Origin of the sequence: Planomicrobium sp. MB-3u-38 (assembly GCF_002836425.1) — a bacterium.
GTDB lineage: Bacteria > Bacillota > Bacilli > Bacillales_A > Planococcaceae > Planococcus > Planococcus okeanokoites.
Map to the genome: position 1 here is coordinate 37,709 of NZ_PJBO01000010.1, position 15,303 is coordinate 53,011.

General features: G+C 47.5%; 19 protein-coding genes. 6 read left to right on the forward strand and 13 right to left on the reverse strand.

Features of this window, described 5'->3' with window-relative positions:
* Positions 1–64: 64 nt before the first annotated feature.
* Positions 65–1,018 carry an Abi family protein gene (locus tag CXF70_RS05215; protein ID WP_101801789.1) on the reverse strand — a complete coding sequence of 318 codons (954 nt, stop codon included), beginning with the start codon at positions 1,016–1,018 and terminating at the stop codon, positions 65–67.
* Positions 1,019–1,141: 123 nt separating this feature from the next.
* Positions 1,142–1,639: a pyridoxamine 5'-phosphate oxidase family protein gene (locus CXF70_RS05220; RefSeq protein ID WP_101801790.1), complete on the reverse strand. Its 498-nt coding sequence runs from the start codon at positions 1,637–1,639 to the stop codon at positions 1,142–1,144.
* A gap of 182 nt (positions 1,640–1,821) precedes the next feature.
* Between CXF70_RS05220 and CXF70_RS05225 the strand changes: the two genes are divergently transcribed.
* Together CXF70_RS05225 and CXF70_RS05230 are read left to right on the forward strand one after the other, a co-directional pair.
* Entirely contained in the window at positions 1,822–2,571 is a 750-nt protein-coding gene (locus CXF70_RS05225; RefSeq protein ID WP_101801791.1) for an SDR family NAD(P)-dependent oxidoreductase, read from the forward strand.
* 169 nt (positions 2,572–2,740) lie between these two features.
* Positions 2,741–3,262 carry a DUF2798 domain-containing protein gene (locus tag CXF70_RS05230; RefSeq protein WP_199172792.1) on the forward strand — a complete coding sequence of 174 codons (522 nt, stop codon included), beginning with the start codon at positions 2,741–2,743 and terminating at the stop codon, positions 3,260–3,262.
* A 64-nt stretch (positions 3,263–3,326) separates the two neighbouring features.
* Here CXF70_RS05230 and CXF70_RS05235 read toward each other — a convergent pair whose 3' ends face one another.
* Positions 3,327–4,460 carry an NADH-dependent flavin oxidoreductase gene (locus CXF70_RS05235; protein ID WP_101801792.1) on the reverse strand — a complete coding sequence of 378 codons (1,134 nt, stop codon included), beginning with the start codon at positions 4,458–4,460 and terminating at the stop codon, positions 3,327–3,329.
* Between the two features lie 153 nt (positions 4,461–4,613).
* On the opposite strand from CXF70_RS05235, the gene CXF70_RS05240 reads away from it, so the two are divergent.
* Together CXF70_RS05240 and CXF70_RS18110 are read left to right on the forward strand one after the other, a co-directional pair.
* Complete coding sequence (locus tag CXF70_RS05240) at positions 4,614–5,642, forward strand: NADP-dependent oxidoreductase (protein WP_101801793.1); 1,029 nt, start codon at positions 4,614–4,616, stop codon at positions 5,640–5,642.
* Between the two features lie 453 nt (positions 5,643–6,095).
* Positions 6,096–6,269 carry a hypothetical protein gene (locus CXF70_RS18110; RefSeq protein ID WP_158241155.1) on the forward strand — a complete coding sequence of 58 codons (174 nt, stop codon included), beginning with the start codon at positions 6,096–6,098 and terminating at the stop codon, positions 6,267–6,269.
* A gap of 206 nt (positions 6,270–6,475) precedes the next feature.
* On the opposite strand, the gene CXF70_RS05245 is transcribed toward CXF70_RS18110, so the two are convergent.
* The 3 genes from CXF70_RS05245 to CXF70_RS05255 are packed head-to-tail and all read right to left on the reverse strand — an operon-like array spanning position 6,476 to position 8,028.
* Positions 6,476–7,024, reverse strand: a complete 549-nt coding sequence (locus CXF70_RS05245; protein ID WP_101801794.1) for a DUF1697 domain-containing protein — start codon at positions 7,022–7,024, stop codon at positions 6,476–6,478.
* A 30-nt stretch (positions 7,025–7,054) separates the two neighbouring features.
* The gene (locus CXF70_RS05250; protein WP_101801795.1) at positions 7,055–7,843 is read right to left on the reverse strand and encodes a class I SAM-dependent methyltransferase; all 789 of its coding nucleotides are present in this window, start codon (positions 7,841–7,843) and stop codon (positions 7,055–7,057) included.
* The gene (locus tag CXF70_RS05255; RefSeq protein ID WP_101801796.1) at positions 7,819–8,028 is read right to left on the reverse strand and encodes a hypothetical protein; all 210 of its coding nucleotides are present in this window, start codon (positions 8,026–8,028) and stop codon (positions 7,819–7,821) included. Before CXF70_RS05255 ends, CXF70_RS05250 begins: the two co-directional genes overlap by 25 nt.
* 157 nt (positions 8,029–8,185) lie before the next feature.
* Here CXF70_RS05255 and CXF70_RS05260 point away from each other — a divergent pair, with 157 nt between their 5' ends.
* Complete coding sequence (locus CXF70_RS05260; RefSeq protein ID WP_101801797.1) at positions 8,186–8,968, forward strand: SDR family oxidoreductase; 783 nt, start codon at positions 8,186–8,188, stop codon at positions 8,966–8,968.
* A gap of 68 nt (positions 8,969–9,036) precedes the next feature.
* On the opposite strand, the gene CXF70_RS05265 is transcribed toward CXF70_RS05260, so the two are convergent.
* The 6 genes from CXF70_RS05265 to CXF70_RS18510 form a co-directional block, all read right to left on the reverse strand.
* Complete coding sequence (locus CXF70_RS05265) at positions 9,037–9,258, reverse strand: hypothetical protein (protein ID WP_084242738.1); 222 nt, start codon at positions 9,256–9,258, stop codon at positions 9,037–9,039.
* An 80-nt stretch (positions 9,259–9,338) separates the two neighbouring features.
* A complete protein-coding gene (locus CXF70_RS05270) occupies positions 9,339–10,319 on the reverse strand; it encodes an SPFH domain-containing protein (protein ID WP_101801864.1) in 981 nt (326 codons plus the stop codon).
* A gap of 33 nt (positions 10,320–10,352) precedes the next feature.
* A complete protein-coding gene (locus tag CXF70_RS05275) occupies positions 10,353–11,132 on the reverse strand; it encodes a TPM domain-containing protein (protein WP_233208553.1) in 780 nt (259 codons plus the stop codon).
* Positions 11,129–12,157, reverse strand: a complete 1,029-nt coding sequence (locus CXF70_RS05280) for a TFIIB-type zinc ribbon-containing protein (RefSeq protein ID WP_084242740.1) — start codon at positions 12,155–12,157, stop codon at positions 11,129–11,131. The genes CXF70_RS05275 and CXF70_RS05280 overlap by 4 nt, the downstream gene beginning before the upstream one ends.
* Before the next feature lie 48 nt (positions 12,158–12,205).
* Positions 12,206–12,922 carry a PspA/IM30 family protein gene (locus CXF70_RS05285; RefSeq protein WP_101801866.1) on the reverse strand — a complete coding sequence of 239 codons (717 nt, stop codon included), beginning with the start codon at positions 12,920–12,922 and terminating at the stop codon, positions 12,206–12,208.
* 196 nt (positions 12,923–13,118) lie between these two features.
* Complete coding sequence (locus CXF70_RS18510; RefSeq protein ID WP_255400063.1) at positions 13,119–13,241, reverse strand: hypothetical protein; 123 nt, start codon at positions 13,239–13,241, stop codon at positions 13,119–13,121.
* Between the two features lie 210 nt (positions 13,242–13,451).
* Here CXF70_RS18510 and CXF70_RS05290 point away from each other — a divergent pair, with 210 nt between their 5' ends.
* Positions 13,452–14,012 carry a DUF4256 domain-containing protein gene (locus CXF70_RS05290; protein WP_101801798.1) on the forward strand — a complete coding sequence of 187 codons (561 nt, stop codon included), beginning with the start codon at positions 13,452–13,454 and terminating at the stop codon, positions 14,010–14,012.
* Between the two features lie 86 nt (positions 14,013–14,098).
* Here CXF70_RS05290 and CXF70_RS05295 read toward each other — a convergent pair whose 3' ends face one another.
* Complete coding sequence (locus CXF70_RS05295; protein ID WP_101801799.1) at positions 14,099–15,295, reverse strand: M20 family metallopeptidase; 1,197 nt, start codon at positions 15,293–15,295, stop codon at positions 14,099–14,101.
* Positions 15,296–15,303: the final 8 nt, after the last annotated feature.

Below are 15,303 nucleotides of genomic sequence, written 5' to 3' on the forward strand. Positions count from 1 at the left end.
GAATAAAAGAGGCTCATCCGATGACGCATGTACAGGAAATGTCGACTCCCGGAAATATTATCCTTCAATTCTCCCGAAAACCTGTATCCCGCATCACTACACCATATGCCCGGCCCGGCAGCGAAGCTTTCAGTTCCGCCATCAGCCGCTCCAGTTCAGCCGAAAATACTTCATACTCTTCTTTCGCGAGCACCAGCCTCAAAAGGCCCACCATCGAATAGACCGTCCCCTTACCGAGGCTCCCTGCCGACAATCTCAGCCTTGCATCGACATCACCGAGTTCTTCCGGATGCGCCAGCCGATAACGGTACAGCACTTCTTCGTGCGCCGATTTATTGCGGTAAGGGAAAGCGATGCGCAGCAAGGCATCCAGTTCACTCGCCTTTAATTGCAACGGTTCATACTCTTCGCTGAATTCGTCGGCAAAATCCTGCGCAATGCGCTCGCGCAGTTCATCATCGATTACGGAATAGAAATTGGTGATCTGCCCAAGCGACAGGAAATTGACGAGCACCCATAACGGGACGTTCCTGTGCTTGTCGAAAAACTCGCGGATAGCCGGATACTTTACGCGGTCACGTTTCTTGTGGCTCTTGATCAAATTGTAAAGTGTCGAGATGATGCGGTCACGTTCGTGATGGCGCTCCTTGTCCGCGCTGTAATGAGCCGGTTCGAGGAAAGAATCCATCTCTTTGAACTTCTCCGAAAAGCGGTACGCCACTTTCGTTTTAATATTCTTTTCGAATTTCAGCAATTCATTAAGCATCAGCATCCGCAATTCACGGTCGAAACGGTACAGCGCGTATATATGCCCGAACTCCGTCCCCGCCTGGTACTGTTCCTGCCCGTATGGATTCAATCGCTCGTCCCGCTCCAGAAACGGTTCCTTGTAACCGTCAATCAGCGCGTAGTAGTTTTCGCGCGACAACACGCGTCGGGCTGCCGCCTTATCCGGCACCAACAGTCCGCGGTTCTGCAATATCGTGATCTGTTCATCATGGGAAGCAAATACTTTCATGGGTTTCATCCTCTGCAACTGGTAGTTTCTTTTACTGTAAGCGAGTTTTTGATTTTAATAAACCCTTACAAACAGAAAAACCCGCAGACATCTGTTTGTCTGCGGATTTTTCCCAAACGTCGATCAGTTGAATTCCACCGTATCGTTCATCTGTTTTTTATCGCCTTCATCTTCATTGCCAGTCAGCTTTTTAGCGAAATTCTTAACCGTTTTCGCCATATTGCCCGATTCCCAGTATTCCGCGGTTTCGGCAGTCACTTTGATCAGAATGACGTTCGGATCATCATATGTCGTATTCAGCATTTTATCGAAAACCGGATTCCAATATTCCTTTTTGCGCTCCAAGTCATCGATGAACTGAGCAGAACCGCTGATCGATACATACGATTTGCCGGCATAGGCCACGTTGACCGCAGGGTTATGCAGGATTTCCTGGTACTTGTCCGTGTCTTTTAAAGTCAGGAACCACAGTTCACCGTCAAATTCCGCTTCCTGCGTCTGAAGCGGGCGGGACACCGGTTTACCATCGACAATCGTTGTGAACATCGCGACTTCGATATCCTTGATCAAATCATTGACGATTTTCAATTCCTCTTTGTGTGTCGGTGCATTGTCAGCCATAACTTAAATTCCTCCTTGTGTAATTTAATTTCCACTTATTTACTGAGTCTTCCCGCTTTCCCAGCCGAATAAACAGGCCGGAGTTTCTTCTGATTAGCCCCTTTTGGAATCGGGTACCCGTATTATGGGAAGCATACAAAAAATATCGTATGCAATAAATAAAACAGGAGGCAGATTTTATTATGAGTAAAACAGCAATTATTACAGGTGCAGGCAGTGGACTGGGACAATCAACAGCACTGCGCATGGCACAGGACGGCATCAATATCGCAGTGGTCGATGTAAATGAGGAAGGCGGCAACGAGACCGTCAGCAAAGTGAAAGAACTCGGCGCGGATGCCCTCTTCATCAAAGCCGATGTTTCGAAAGCGGACGAAGTGAAAAATTACGTGGACAAAACGGTGGAGCATTTTGGCTCAATCGACTATTTCTTCAACAATGCCGGCATTTCAGGAAGCGGCAAATACTTCCTTGCAACCGACATCAAAGAAATCGAACAGATTGTCGGCATCAATATGCTCGGCGCGCTTTATGGCCTTCGCTATGTTGCGGAAGTGATGGTGAAAAACGGTGGCGGTTCAATCGTCAATACGGCATCAAGTGCCGGCGTAATCGGCCAGGATACCGTCGTCACTTATTCAGCGACCAAGCACGGCATCGTCGGCATGACGAAATCACTTGTGGCCGAGTACGCAAAAGACGGTTTGCGCGTCAATGCCGTAGCACCGGGACCAACTGAAACGCCGATGGTCAAAGCTTATTTCGATGCCAATCCGGAGATGAAAAAGAACGCGGAAGCCGGTATCCCTCAAAAACGCCTTGGCACAGCTGACGAGGTTGCGGAACTTGTGAACTTCCTGCTGACGTCGAAAGCACAATACATCAACGGTGATGTGATCCGCATCGATGGCGGCTTCACGAGCACGAAATAGGAAGTCTAATTTAATTTCCTGAGTTTTGGAAGGCAGAAAGCTTAGTGCGCTTTCTGCCTTTTAATATAGCATTGTCACACAATGGACACTTACTAATCCCCTTTTCTGTTTGCTATAGTTAGCAACAGTCTTGTAAAGACGGCAACAGGAAAAGGGGATAACAGATACCATGCACTTAGAGAAAAGACTGCCGCGAAACGGCAAAGAAGGACTTTTATACGGCACGATCATTTCAACACTGACGGTTTTTTTCATGACAACTTACAGCGCCATTTATTTTGCAGGCGATTTTAACGGTGAAGTAGCCTTTACGATTCTGAAGATGCTGCCGATCATCTGGATCATCGTCATGATTATTGAACCTGCCATTTTCGGCCGGATTGCAGAGGCTTTGACGGCAAAATTCACGAAGCCGGAAGACAGCTTCAACTCGAAGATCCTGTTCCGTATCCTGTTTACCGTACTCGGCATGTCTGCAGCAATGACTTTAATCGGTGACGTTGTCGGTAACGGCTTCCACTCAGAACTGTTCAGCAACTGGCTGCATAACTGGCCGCGCAATTTTGTTATCGTACTGGCAGCCGAAAGCCTGGTCATCCAGCCAATTGCCCGGTTCGTCATGGTGAAACTGCATGAATCACAGGATGAAAAAGCACTGGCTGCCACTGAAGTGGATGGTCAAGTTCTTTAATGGAAACAAACAAAGCTCCCTGGCCGAATAACGGCCAGGGAGCTTTTCAATTTAGCTATTGGGATTAAACTTCCACTTCTTCGTCGATTTCCACCATTTTGAATTTGACCATCCGTTCCCATAAAGGTCCAGGAATATCAAGCTTGCCGACCATTTCTTTTGGCACGTTTTCATTAATTTCATTTTCTTTGCCTTGCTTCACTTTTTCCGTCCATTCAGGATCGGCCAGCGCCTGGCGTCCCATCACGACGATATCCGCTCCTTCTTCAAGAGCCGCGACCGCTTCCACGGGTTTCTTCACGCTTCCGACGACGACAAATGCCACACGGCCAGCAATCTTTTCGGAAAGGATTTCGACAATGCTGCCTTCCGCCTTATCGTTATGCGGCAGTTTTTGGAAGTCCATCAACGATACATGCAGATAATGAATCCCCCCGTCAATCAATCGATCAGTCAGGATTTTTGTCTCTTCGATCGTATAGCCGATGCCTTCCTCGCTGTATTCTTCCGGCGATAGACGGTAGCCGATGATGAATTGATCATCTGCAAATTCTTCTGCCACTCGTTTCACTTCCGCCAATACAGCCAGCGGGAATTTCAGGCGGTTCTCAAGGCTTCCGCCCCACTCGTCTTCACGGCGATTCGTGATTTCCGACACGAATTGCTGAATCAGATAGGTGTTTGCACCATGGATTTCAACGCCGTCAAAACCGGCTTCGATCGCACGGCGTGTCGCTTCACCGAAGTCACGGATGATGTCCATGATTTCATCTGATGTCAATGCGCGGGGTGTCGGTCTGCCAGCAGGACCTTCTACAGCGCTTGGCGCAACCGTTTCATTGGTTTTAATCAGCGACGGCTGTCCTTGGCGTCCGCCGTGCTGTATTTGGAGAATGGCTTTATTGCCATTCGCTTTCATCGCGCTCGCCATCTGTGTCAATCGCGGCAGAACCTCATCCTTGAAAGCGACGAACTGGTTCGGAAATGCAATGCCGTTTTCAGATACTGCAATGCACGCTGAGATGAACAGGCTGCCGATATTCGAGCGGCGGTGGTAATATGCCAGTTCCTCGTCTGACACTGTGCCATCGGGGTTGCCGGAGTAGGTCGTCATCGGCGCAACGCCCAGACGGTCGCTTAACACTGCACCGTTCGGCAATTTTATTTCTTCGAATAAAGAGTTGAATTCAGGTTTCATATTTATATTCCTCTTTCCTATTTAAGTTCGTTATTTCAAAATAGCATAGCCTCCATTGCACTACAAGAATTCACGCTTGCAGGCTTTTATTTTTGATTCCATTCTTTTACAATGGTACGATTTTGCCGAATAGAACTTTGAGGAGGAATTTGAATGACACCGAAAACATATAAAGAAATTCAATTGGCCAACCGGCCTGAAGGAACGCCTTCCAACGAGGATTTTGCATTTGTCGAGAAAGAGATTGCATCACCCGGGGAAGGCGAAGTGTTGCTTAAGACCCTTTACCTATCCGTCGACCCTTATATGCGGGGACGCATGCGGGACGTGAAGTCATACGTTGCCCCCTATAAATTGAACGAAGCGATTTCCGGTGGCATCCTTGCTGAAGTCGTTGAATCGAATTCGGAGCTTCTGCAAAAAGGCGATATCGTCAACGGCACACTGAAATGGGCGGAGTACAATGTTGCCAAAGCGGAAAAAGTCCAAAAAGTGGATCCGACGATTGCACCGATTACGACGCGATTGGGTATTCTAGGATTAACGGGATTAACTGCTTATTTCGGTCTTCTTGATATCGGCAAGCCGCAGGCGGGCGAAACAGTCGTTGTTTCCGGCGCAGCGGGTGCAGTCGGTTCGGTTGTCGGCCAAATTGCGAAATTGAAAGGCGCCCGCGCAGTCGGCATAGCCGGTTCGCAGGAAAAAATCGATTATCTCATTAACGAGCTCGGTTTTGATGCAGCGGTCAATTATAAATCGGAAACCTTTAACGAAGATTTGAAGCAGGCTTTGCCTGATGGCGTTGATGTCTATTTCGACAATGTCGGCGGTGAAGTTTCCGATGCAGTGATCTGGGAACTGAACAATAAAGCACGCGTCGTGCTGTGCGGAACCATCTCTTCCTACAACACACCAGGTGCAGATATCGGGCCGCGCATCCAGTGGAAGTTCATCACGACCAGCTCTATGATGAAAGGCTTCACTCTTGGTGATTACGCTTCTGAATTCCGCACCGGTGCCGCTGATTTAGGGAAATGGCTGCAGGAAGGCAAATTAAAATACGAAGAAACAATCATCGAAGGATTCGAAAACACACCACAGGCATTTTTCGGTCTGTTTGAAGGATCAAATCTGGGTAAACAGCTGGTGAAAGTGGCAGATCCGGAGTTTGCGGAACTGTAGAGTTTAATTTTGAGGTGAAAAACTGGAGTTTTCTTGAAGTGGAAGTGGTTATAGTGTGTTTGTGATCGGCTACGGGTGATTTATGATCGGCTACGTGTCTTTTATGATCGGCTAGCAGCTGTTTGTGATCGGCTACGTATGATTTATGATCGGCTAGCAGCCGTTTGTGATCGGCTACGAGTGATTTATGATCGGCTAGCTGATTTTGACGGTTTCACCTTCTAAAGAGCCATCGATCCCCCACCGCTTCAATTTCGCTTCTCGAAAACCTTCAGTCATTTTAGAGCCCTCCGCCATCGCGGAGGGTTTTATTATCTAAATGAAGGGAAGCTAAGAATAGCGGTAAATTTGTTAAGCCAAAGGAACGAATTTAGTTTCTGTGTGAATGCATTTAGGGTGAACGGGTAAATAATGGATGTACGTAATAACCGAAACGAAAGGATGGAGTATGTAATGGCTTTTAACGACAAATTCAACGACGCCAAAGACAAAGCGATGGATAAAAGCAAAACTCATCTGGATGAAAACGGTAATGAGTATAAAGAAAAAGGCAAAGATTACGTCAATGAAAACAAAGACGACTGGCAAGACCGTGTGGCCGATGGAGACGATAAAGCTAAGGATTAATTATTGCGACTGTATGTTTTTGAAACAGCAGCCTCTTACGATTAAATTCAGTATAAGCCCGTTCCTTTGAAATCAAGGAGCGGGTTTTTATGTTAGGTTTCATGTGGAAGTCAGTTATTTGCTGACGTGGAAAAGCCTAATAAAATAGTGAGACTCTTTTTTCAAACAAAATTTATTTGAGAAGCAACTTTAAAAAACCAATCGCATTACTCTGCGCTGGTTTCTTCCATCAGTACAAGCAGTTTTCTGACCGTATTGACATTGCGGATGGTCACCAATTTATACAGTTTGGTCCCGATCACTTTTTGCATGCCGCTCTTGGCGGCATGCGCCTTATCGACGGACCATAAAACAGCGCCAGGGACATAGTTTACCCGGTCAATTTCCGGCTTGATAGTCAGTTCATCAAGTACTGCCGCATTATCCGCTTCCGGCCATAGGAACCAGACATCACTTTTCATGTCCTGATCGTTGGTCCAAGTTTCAGGGAGGCTTCCGGCTATCCGCCTAAATTCTTCAATGCTGTAAACCAGCACCTTTATGCTCAAATCGAATTGGGACAGAATTGCCGCTTCTAAAATCGATGGCAATTCATCCTGCGCGTGTTGATCGTCCGCAAAAATGATATTGCCTGAATTGATATAGGTCTTGACCGCAGACATCCCCGCTTCTTCAAACGTCTTTTTCAGCTCTTTCATATCCACTTTATTGTTGCCGCCTACGTTAATTCCTCTTAAAAGCGCCACATAGATCATCTTTCCGCCTCCTTCATCCAAGTCTCCCGTTTACTCCGCCACTATAACAATACTGTCCAGGCTTTCGATTCCCTCAACTTCAAGCATCCCATACAGGCTGTGCGCAAGTGATTGAATCCGGGGCGGAACATCGTTAAACGCCGGCTGGACACTCCTTGCATAATCCGCTTCCCACGTGCCGTCCTGTAAATAGCTGGCATCGACGCCAACTGTCTGATGGACTGTCCACCCTGCCGCCTCAAGCATGCCCTGCAATTGAATTGAATCGAATACATGCTGGATATTGCCGTCATTGTCAATGAATTCGCTGTACAGCGCAAGGATGGCTGTTGCTGCAAAATGCGGCCGCTGCGCCATACGGGTAAAATTGATATCCCATTCCGCAATGCAGATCCGCTTGGCCATACGCCGCAACTTTTTAAAGTAAGCGAAAAGCTGTTCCGGATTCCGGAAATACCATGAGGAGTGGGAAAGAATCGCCACATCGAAGCTCTCTTCAGGCACATCGAGCAAATCGGTCTGCAGCTGGAAATCGATGCGGCTGCCGAATTCAGAAGCGGCAATTGCTGAAGTCGCTTCCCCCACCGTTACAGGTGCACCATAATCCGGTGATGCAATATCTACTGCCAGCACATATCCTTCTTCTCCGACAGCATCCGCCAGAACAATTGTTGTATCTCCTTGGCCGCAGCCGACTTCAACGACGCGCATGCCTTTCTTCAAACCGAAGGCATCCACCACTGACTGCCGGTGTTTCAGCTGAATGCGTTGAATCTGATCGTCTCCCACAATTTTCATGCTTGCAAGTAAATGCTCCATTGCTTCTCCTCGATTCGTTCGATTGTTATAAATATATCGTTACTTAATTTTGCAGCGCGATGTACAATATCCGTCACCGTAACATGGCTGTATCCTTTTTCAATGATCAATTCAGTAAACGCCTTCTTGAAATGCTGCTTGGTGCGCAATGCCTGCGGGCTCAAGTTTTCATTATTCATTGCCATCCTTTTTCTCCTCCAGAATCGGCATTTTCCCGCAACTTGTCGATTTAAGCGACAAAGTGGAATTTTCTACTGATTGAGTCGCTATTCCCACGGGTATACAGTTAAGTAGCAGCTTTATTTTCAGTGTAGCATAATCAAAAAAAAGGAGAGATGGACAATGATTGATTACAAAGACAAAGTCGTCATCATTACAGGCGGAGGTTCAGGCCTCGGACGCGCTGCGGCGGTATCGATCGCCAAACAAGGCGGTAAGCTTGTTCTTGTCGATATGAGCAAAGACGGTCTGGAAGAAAGTAAAAAAGAGATCCTTGCTGCAGCTTCGGATGCGCAGATTGAAACCGTCGAAGCAAATGTCACCAATGAAGAAGATGTAAAGAATTATGTGGACTTTACAATCAGGAAATTCGGCAAGATTGATGGATTCTTCAATAATGCGGGCATCGAAGGCAAACAGAACCTGACTGAAGAATATGGTTCGGATGAGTTTGAAAAAGTCATCAATGTCAACTTGAACGGTGTTTTCTACGGCATGAAATATGTACTCAAAGTTATGAAAGAACAAGGCTACGGTTCAATTGTCAACACAGCTTCCGTCGGCGGGATCCGCGGGGTCGGCAATCAATCAGGCTATGCAGCGAGCAAGCACGGCGTTGTCGGTTTGACACGCAACTCAGGCATCGAATACGGGGAATTTGGCATCAGCATCAATGCCATCGCGCCGGGTGCCATCATGACTCCGATGGTCGAAGGCTCATTGAAACAGATGGCTGGCGATAATTGGGAAGCTGCCGGCAAAGAATTTGTCAGCGTCAATCCGATGAAACGTTTCGGTAAACCGGAAGAAGTCGGCAACCTTGTTGCATTCCTATTGTCAGACGCTGCTAAGTTCATCAACGCTTCTGTCATTCCGATCGACGGCGGGCAATCATATAAATACTGATTTTCAAGCATTCAAAAAAGCGTTGCAGCTAACCCACCCGGTTAGCCGCAACGCTTTTACTTTTCCTGTTATTCATTTCTGCGAGGGTTATTCGGACGCTCGTCCGACACCTTCTCGGAATATTCCTTGGCATCCTGCTGTTCATCTCTGCCTTTCACTTCTTCGTAATCCGTCGCATCGTTATCACCATCAAACGTTTCTTTCGCTTTATTGATCGCTTTATCAATTCCTGATTCCGGCGCACCTACCTGCTTTTCAGGCGTGCGGCCTGCTGTACCTTTTCTGGCCAATGAAATCCCTCCTGGTAAAAAGTATTTGCTTATAGTTTACCCGGTAACGCGGATTCTACTCCTGTTTTCAGAGGTTTGACTCAGGTGAGCTTCTGGCCGCAGTTCGGACAGAATTTGGCGCCATTTACTTTCTCGCCGCAATTCGGGCAGAAGTTCGGCGCTTTACCGCTGCCGGATTCAGTTCCGCTCTCTTGTTGACCGGAATTCCCTTCGCCGTCATTCGAACTTTTCTGATCATCCATCATTTCCTTCGCGATATTCATGCCCATCATCATTCCTGCCATATCTGATGCGGTATTCGATCCGGATGATTTGCCCATCGCATCGGCCACTGAAATCTGCTGGTACCGGGAAACGTCGCCAACCATGCCATGTGAAGCATTTTTATTGATCATATCCTGGATTTCTTTTGGATAATTGAAGCTCATGATCTGGAAGCCGGTGATTTTCATGCCGTCATCCATAACTTGCATATCAAGGTCGTCTTGAATTCCTTTTGAAATATCGTGTGCATTAGCCTGGAGATTGAACATATCCTTGCCTTCTTTTGGAATCCACTTCATCAATAATTGATCCAATACAGCAGTGATGCGGATTTTCACATCATCGACCGTATAACTCGTACGCACACCGGCAATTTTGTCGATAAGGTTGATGTAATCATTGACTTTGAACTGGAATGTTCCGTTCGCCCGGATCGGCATGCCGCCGGGAAGACCCGGTGCTGGGATGTTGATCGGATTCTGTGTGCCCCATCTGACCACAAACTCTTTCGTGTTGACGAACAGCACTTCGACCCGCATACCGCTGTTGAATCCGAAGCGGAATCCTTTTAATGTCGACAGGAACGGAACTATTTCCGATTCGATATCGTACTCTCCGTCTTCTTCAAAGATCCCTTCGATTTTACCGTTGTTCAGGAAAATCGCATCCTGTCCTGGACGGATGATCAAGCGGCTTCCCTTCTTCACTTCCTTGTTTGCCCATTTGTAAAAAATCATATCATCGCGGAACTCATCCCATTCCACGACGTCTGCGAATTGATTGCCGAAAAAAACCATATTGTTCATTCCTTCCTCTAATTCGTTTGGCGCTTAAAAGCTTCTGCCTCCGCCGCTGAAGGAACGGCCTCCGCCAGTCATGCCGCCTCCGCCGAACCCGCCGCCGCTGTTATTGTTCTTCGGAATTCTGCGCCTTGTCACGGTCTTATTGCGGAAACGGTCTGAATCTCTTGTGACGCGTGTGTGGTCACGGTCGATATAAGTTGCCGCCGTCGTCGTATTGCGGCCGCCGGAGTTGTAGAGCATAGTGCCGACAACGACACCGCCGAGCAATAGGGCCACCGCCGCCTGGAACCAGGTCTGGAAAAAGATGCTTTCGGGATTGACGCCCGGTTTATATTCCATATAGCGGTCGGCCGTTTCGATCGTTTCGCGGAATGCGCCGGCATATTGACCTTCTACCATATAAGGAGTGATCCGGTCGAGCACCAATTCAACGCGCTCATTATCAAGCCGCCGTTCGGCTGTACCGAAGCCGGCCAGATAGAATTCCCTGCCGCCGATGTCGATCGTCAGCAGCACTGCATTTTCTGTCCCGGTTTCGTCAGCCAGACCATCAAAAAAATTACCCATATATGTTTCGATTGGCAGACCTTCCGTGCTGTCAGTGGTCAGCAACAGAAATTCGGTTCCCTGCTCACGGCTCTTTTCGGCCGCGTATGCTTCGAGGTCGCTGATTTCAGAATCACTGAGCAATCCCGCCTGATCAAAGATGTGCTGATCCGTTTGCGCAAAAGCCGCCGTGCCCGTCAACAGCATCAATACTGCGAACAATAAAATCATCGCATTAATTTTAAACAGCGAATTCGTCACCAAAGAACACCTCCCACCAGATAGGAGATGGTTTTCAATACTGCAAAAGTCGAGACGGCAATGCCCATGAACCAGGCTGCCACTTTGCCGCCGCTGATCGGAGGCTTGCCGACCACTTTGCCGGTCTGGCCGTTCATCGCAAAAGTATGTTCTTTATTTTCAAAATCGTAATACACCATCCAGACCGGAAAAAGTGTGTAGTAAACCTTTTTCTTATTGGCATTGATCTGTTTGTTAGTGTAGCTGACTGTTGAATAACCGGAAATGGTGCTGCCGATGTAAGTATCGATATAAGGCACTATTTTCGATTCTATCCGCGAAAAAAGCGCATCTTCATCAAAATCATATTTTTCAGCCAGAAAACCAGCCAAATAAGGCATACGAAAATCTTTTAAATCACTGTAATCGTAGGGTTCCAGCTTATCCATCAGCTCATCGTCCATCTTTTCGGAAGCATCGGCGGGCACTTTCAGATAACTGAGATCGATTTCCCGGTAAACATCATAAAAGTCGGTTTCTGTGATGACAGTATCGCCTTGCTGATAGGTGCGCATCCGGGTTCCGATTGCGGCTACTTCGGCTTTGCCATCGATGTCATATAGCCAGAATGGCACATACATGCCCGTCATTTTTTTGATGCGGTCGCCGTTCATGAATCCTCTTGGCGTCAATCTGCCGTTTTTCGTCCACTTTTTAAAAGCCGCAACTGCCTCATCTTTGCTGATAGTGAATGGAATCACCTTAGCGGGGGCGAGGTCGCCCGTCAGCCGGTCCGCAAGTATGACAGGAGCCCCGCAGAAACTGCAGTGCGTCGCTGTCGTTTCCGCTTCGGTCAGCAGGACGGCTCCGCAATTTTCACAATGATATTCCTTCGCTTCTTCAGGAGCGAATTTCTGCTGGATATTTTCTTCCGGGAATGTTTCGATATCGTCCTGCCGGCCGCAGTTTGGACAGGATAATTTGCCGGAAGCGGCGTCAAACGCCATATCCGATCCGCAGTTCGGGCATTTATAATGAGTGACCAACCCGCTTTCCTCCCTTCTGCGCAATATCTTTATGCTGGGTGCCAGTCATTATTCGCCTTTACTCACCTTGGACTTCAACGCTTCCAGTTCATCATCGACGTTAATGCCTGATTTCAATGAATCAAGTTCCTTGTCAACATTTGAATCATTGTCGTATTTTTTAGCCAGATCTTTGACAGAATCTCCGGACCCTTTATTGAGTTCGGACATCGCCTGCGCTTCATCAAGCTGCTGATTGATTTTCTTTTCCATCGCGTCAAAAGCAGAAATCCGTTCTCCGGCTCCGCCCATCGACGAATTGAATTCGTTCATGCGTTCCTGTGTTTTCGCAACAGAAGCTTTCCCTTTCAACTCTGCGCGGCGGGATTCCAGTTCACCGATGTCTTCTTCAAGCTTATCGTGCATCTGGCGCATCTGCTGGGTATTGGCAGCCGCCATTTCGACCGCTGTATGAAGGCCTTGCTCACGTTCCGTCAACTCCGCTTTTCGCTGCAGGAATTTACGCGCATCATCTTCATTGCCCGCTTCAAGCGCTTTTACCGCATAACGCTGCATATCGTCGATTTCTTTTTGCACATCCGAAAGTTCACGGCGCTCGCGTTTTTCCGCCGCCATGATAGCTGCCGTTTCCGATTTCACTTTGCCAAGATCACTGTTCAGATCACGTAAATATTGATCGATCATTTTTTCAGGGTCTTCCGCCTGGTCCAGCATTGCGTGAATATTGCTTGTCATGATATCCCGAAAACGTTTTAAAATTTCCATCATCATTCTCCTCTTCATTTTTTTCCGCTGTGCGGTATTTCTTTATTCCATAAAACTACCCGTTCCGCCGGCGCATTAACCATGTCGTCCAGCACAGCAGAAGATCGGCAGTTTCCCTTCTATATAAGAGCTTCTCCTTTTCAAGGAAAGTTCCTGCCTGACCGCTGCTGGGCATAATGATAAGGGCATCGTGCTCTCAGATGATATCTTTGATGATCCGGAAAATACCGCGGGGAATAAAGAAGAGCAGCTCTCCCGCCTCAATTAGCAGATCCACAATCCACCATCGCTCTTTTTTCTTTTTCACGTCAGCCGCCATCTTTATCATCCGCCTTTCTGTTTCTATTATGTACGGATCCATTTACAGAAAAGTTTCATAACTTCCAGGAAATTCTGCGGGATGTTCAAATAAACATTATGGTTCATCCAGTTTCTTCTGCATAATCATTTCATCATGTAATCTCCAAAAGTCTCCTTGTTTTGTTTATACTTAAGCCAAGATGCATTTTCACAGAAGGAGGAATTTTACGTGGCAAAAAAAGAATTGACCGCTGATCAACGGAAAGATCTGCTGGACACATTGAAAGGCCGCTTCGAAAAGAACATGAATCGTCACGAAAGCGTGGACTGGAATCATATCCAGGAGAAGCTCGAGGCTGCTCCCGACAAACTATGGTCACTGTTTCAAATGGAAGAGACTGGCGGCGAACCAGATGTCGTAACGCTGGAACCGCAGGATGGCTTCCACGTCTTCTATGATTGTTCGCCTGAAACACCGAAAGGCCGCCGCAGCCTTTGCTATGACCGGGAAGCTTGGGAAGCACGGAAAAAATTCAAGCCTGAAAATACCGCTATGGACATGGCCGCTGAGATGGGCATCGAAATGATTTCAGAAGATGAGTATCGATCGCTCCATCAATTTGGCGAATTCGACCGCAAGACATCGACTTGGGTGCTCACACCCGAAAATATCAGATCCCATGGCGGCGCCATTTTCTGCGATTATCGCTATGGCCAAGTCTTCACTTACCACAACGGCGCTGATTCCTATTATGCGAGCAGGGGTTTCCGCGGCAAGCTGAAGGTCTGAGCAGAAAACTCATTCTTAAAAAAGCCATCGGAATTATTCATCGATGGCTTCTTTACATTTCAAAATATATTTCTTTCCTGAAATTTTCAAGTGGGCTCTTCTCCGCAAAACCTTACAACAACAGCAGCCATTGCTTTGGCACTGATCAACAGACTCTTTTCATTGATTTCGAATTTCGGATGGTGATGGGGAAAGGCTTCACCTTCAGCCGGCATCGCGCCCACGTAGAAAAAGCAGCCCGGTTTTTCTTTAAGGTAATATGCAAAATCCTCGGAAGGCGGCTGGGGTTCGGTTTCCACCACAGCATCCACTTCAGGAATATTCGCCTCTTCGAGAGCTGCACGCACCTGTCCGGTTATTTCCGGATCGTTGTACAGGACCGGATAGTCATTCGCATACTCCAATCGTGCCTCTACACCGAATGATTCTTCCAGCCCTTTGACGAATCTGCGGATTTCATCTTCCACGAGCGTGCGCGCTGCTTCTGACATCGTTCGGACATCGCCTTCAAGTTCAACTGAATCTTTTATGACATTAAACTGTCCTTTGCCATCAAACGAACCGATGGTAACGACAGCGGCGTCGAACGGATTAACCCTTCGGCTGACGATGGTCTGGCAATTCATGACGAATGAACTCGCGGCTACGATGGCATCATTCGCAGTATGGGGAGAGGAACCATGACCACCCTTTCCTTGAACACGAAGTTTGAAGCGGGCCCGGCCAGTTTGTGTATTCCCGCTTCTATAGAATATTTTCCCCGATTCCATCATGGACATGATATGGATGCCGAAGACAGCTTCGACTCCTTCTAGGACCCCAGCGCTGATCATTCCCAGAGCTCCGCCCGGCGGCATTTCTTCAGCGGGCTGGTGGATGATTTTTATGACACCCGATAACTCGCTCTTCATTTCCGCAAGGGTTTCAGCCAAAATCAGCATGTATGCGGTATGTCCATCATGTCCGCAGGCATGCATGACACCCTCATTTTTGGATGCGTAAGGCAATCCGGTTTCCTCTTTGATCGGCAAAGCATCAAAATCAGCACGTATCGCAATAGTCTTTCCAGGTTTCGCCCCTTTAATCGTCACTACAATGCCCCGTTGTCCTCCAAAATCTTTTTCAATTTCATCGATTGGCACTTCCTTATAGAAATCGGCGATAAACGCCGCAGTTTCTTCTTCCTGAAATGAAAGCTCGGGATGTTCATGGAGATGACGCCGGATCTCAACAATTCGCGATTCTTTCTGTTCAAGACGGTTGAATAAGTTTTCAATTAACATTTGACCAG

Excerpts from the sequence above, each read along its gene's own strand:
- CXF70_RS05215 (WP_101801789.1), bottom strand. The coding sequence starts at position 1,018 with ATGAAAGTATTTGCTTCCCATGATGAACAGATCACGATATTGCAGAAC.
- CXF70_RS05240 (WP_101801793.1), top strand. The coding sequence starts at position 4,614 with ATGACACCGAAAACATATAAAGAAATTCAATTGGCCAACCGGCCTGAA.
- CXF70_RS05225 (WP_101801791.1), top strand. The coding sequence starts at position 1,822 with ATGAGTAAAACAGCAATTATTACAGGTGCAGGCAGTGGACTGGGACAA.
- CXF70_RS05295 (WP_101801799.1), bottom strand. The coding sequence starts at position 15,295 with ATGTTAATTGAAAACTTATTCAACCGTCTTGAACAGAAAGAATCGCGA.
- CXF70_RS05255 (WP_101801796.1), bottom strand. The coding sequence starts at position 8,028 with ATGGCAATGAATAATGAAAACTTGAGCCCGCAGGCATTGCGCACCAAG.
- CXF70_RS05245 (WP_101801794.1), bottom strand. The coding sequence starts at position 7,024 with ATGATCTATGTGGCGCTTTTAAGAGGAATTAACGTAGGCGGCAACAAT.
- CXF70_RS18110 (WP_158241155.1), top strand. The coding sequence starts at position 6,096 with ATGGCTTTTAACGACAAATTCAACGACGCCAAAGACAAAGCGATGGAT.
- CXF70_RS05285 (WP_101801866.1), bottom strand. The coding sequence starts at position 12,922 with ATGGAAATTTTAAAACGTTTTCGGGATATCATGACAAGCAATATTCAC.
- CXF70_RS05220 (WP_101801790.1), bottom strand. The coding sequence starts at position 1,639 with ATGGCTGACAATGCACCGACACACAAAGAGGAATTGAAAATCGTCAAT.
- CXF70_RS05235 (WP_101801792.1), bottom strand. The coding sequence starts at position 4,460 with ATGAAACCTGAATTCAACTCTTTATTCGAAGAAATAAAATTGCCGAAC.
- CXF70_RS05260 (WP_101801797.1), top strand. The coding sequence starts at position 8,186 with ATGATTGATTACAAAGACAAAGTCGTCATCATTACAGGCGGAGGTTCA.
- CXF70_RS05250 (WP_101801795.1), bottom strand. The coding sequence starts at position 7,843 with ATGGAGCATTTACTTGCAAGCATGAAAATTGTGGGAGACGATCAGATT.
- CXF70_RS05270 (WP_101801864.1), bottom strand. The coding sequence starts at position 10,319 with ATGGTTTTTTTCGGCAATCAATTCGCAGACGTCGTGGAATGGGATGAG.
- CXF70_RS18510 (WP_255400063.1), bottom strand. The coding sequence starts at position 13,241 with ATGGCGGCTGACGTGAAAAAGAAAAAAGAGCGATGGTGGATTGTGGAT.
- CXF70_RS05230 (WP_199172792.1), top strand. The coding sequence starts at position 2,741 with ATGCACTTAGAGAAAAGACTGCCGCGAAACGGCAAAGAAGGACTTTTA.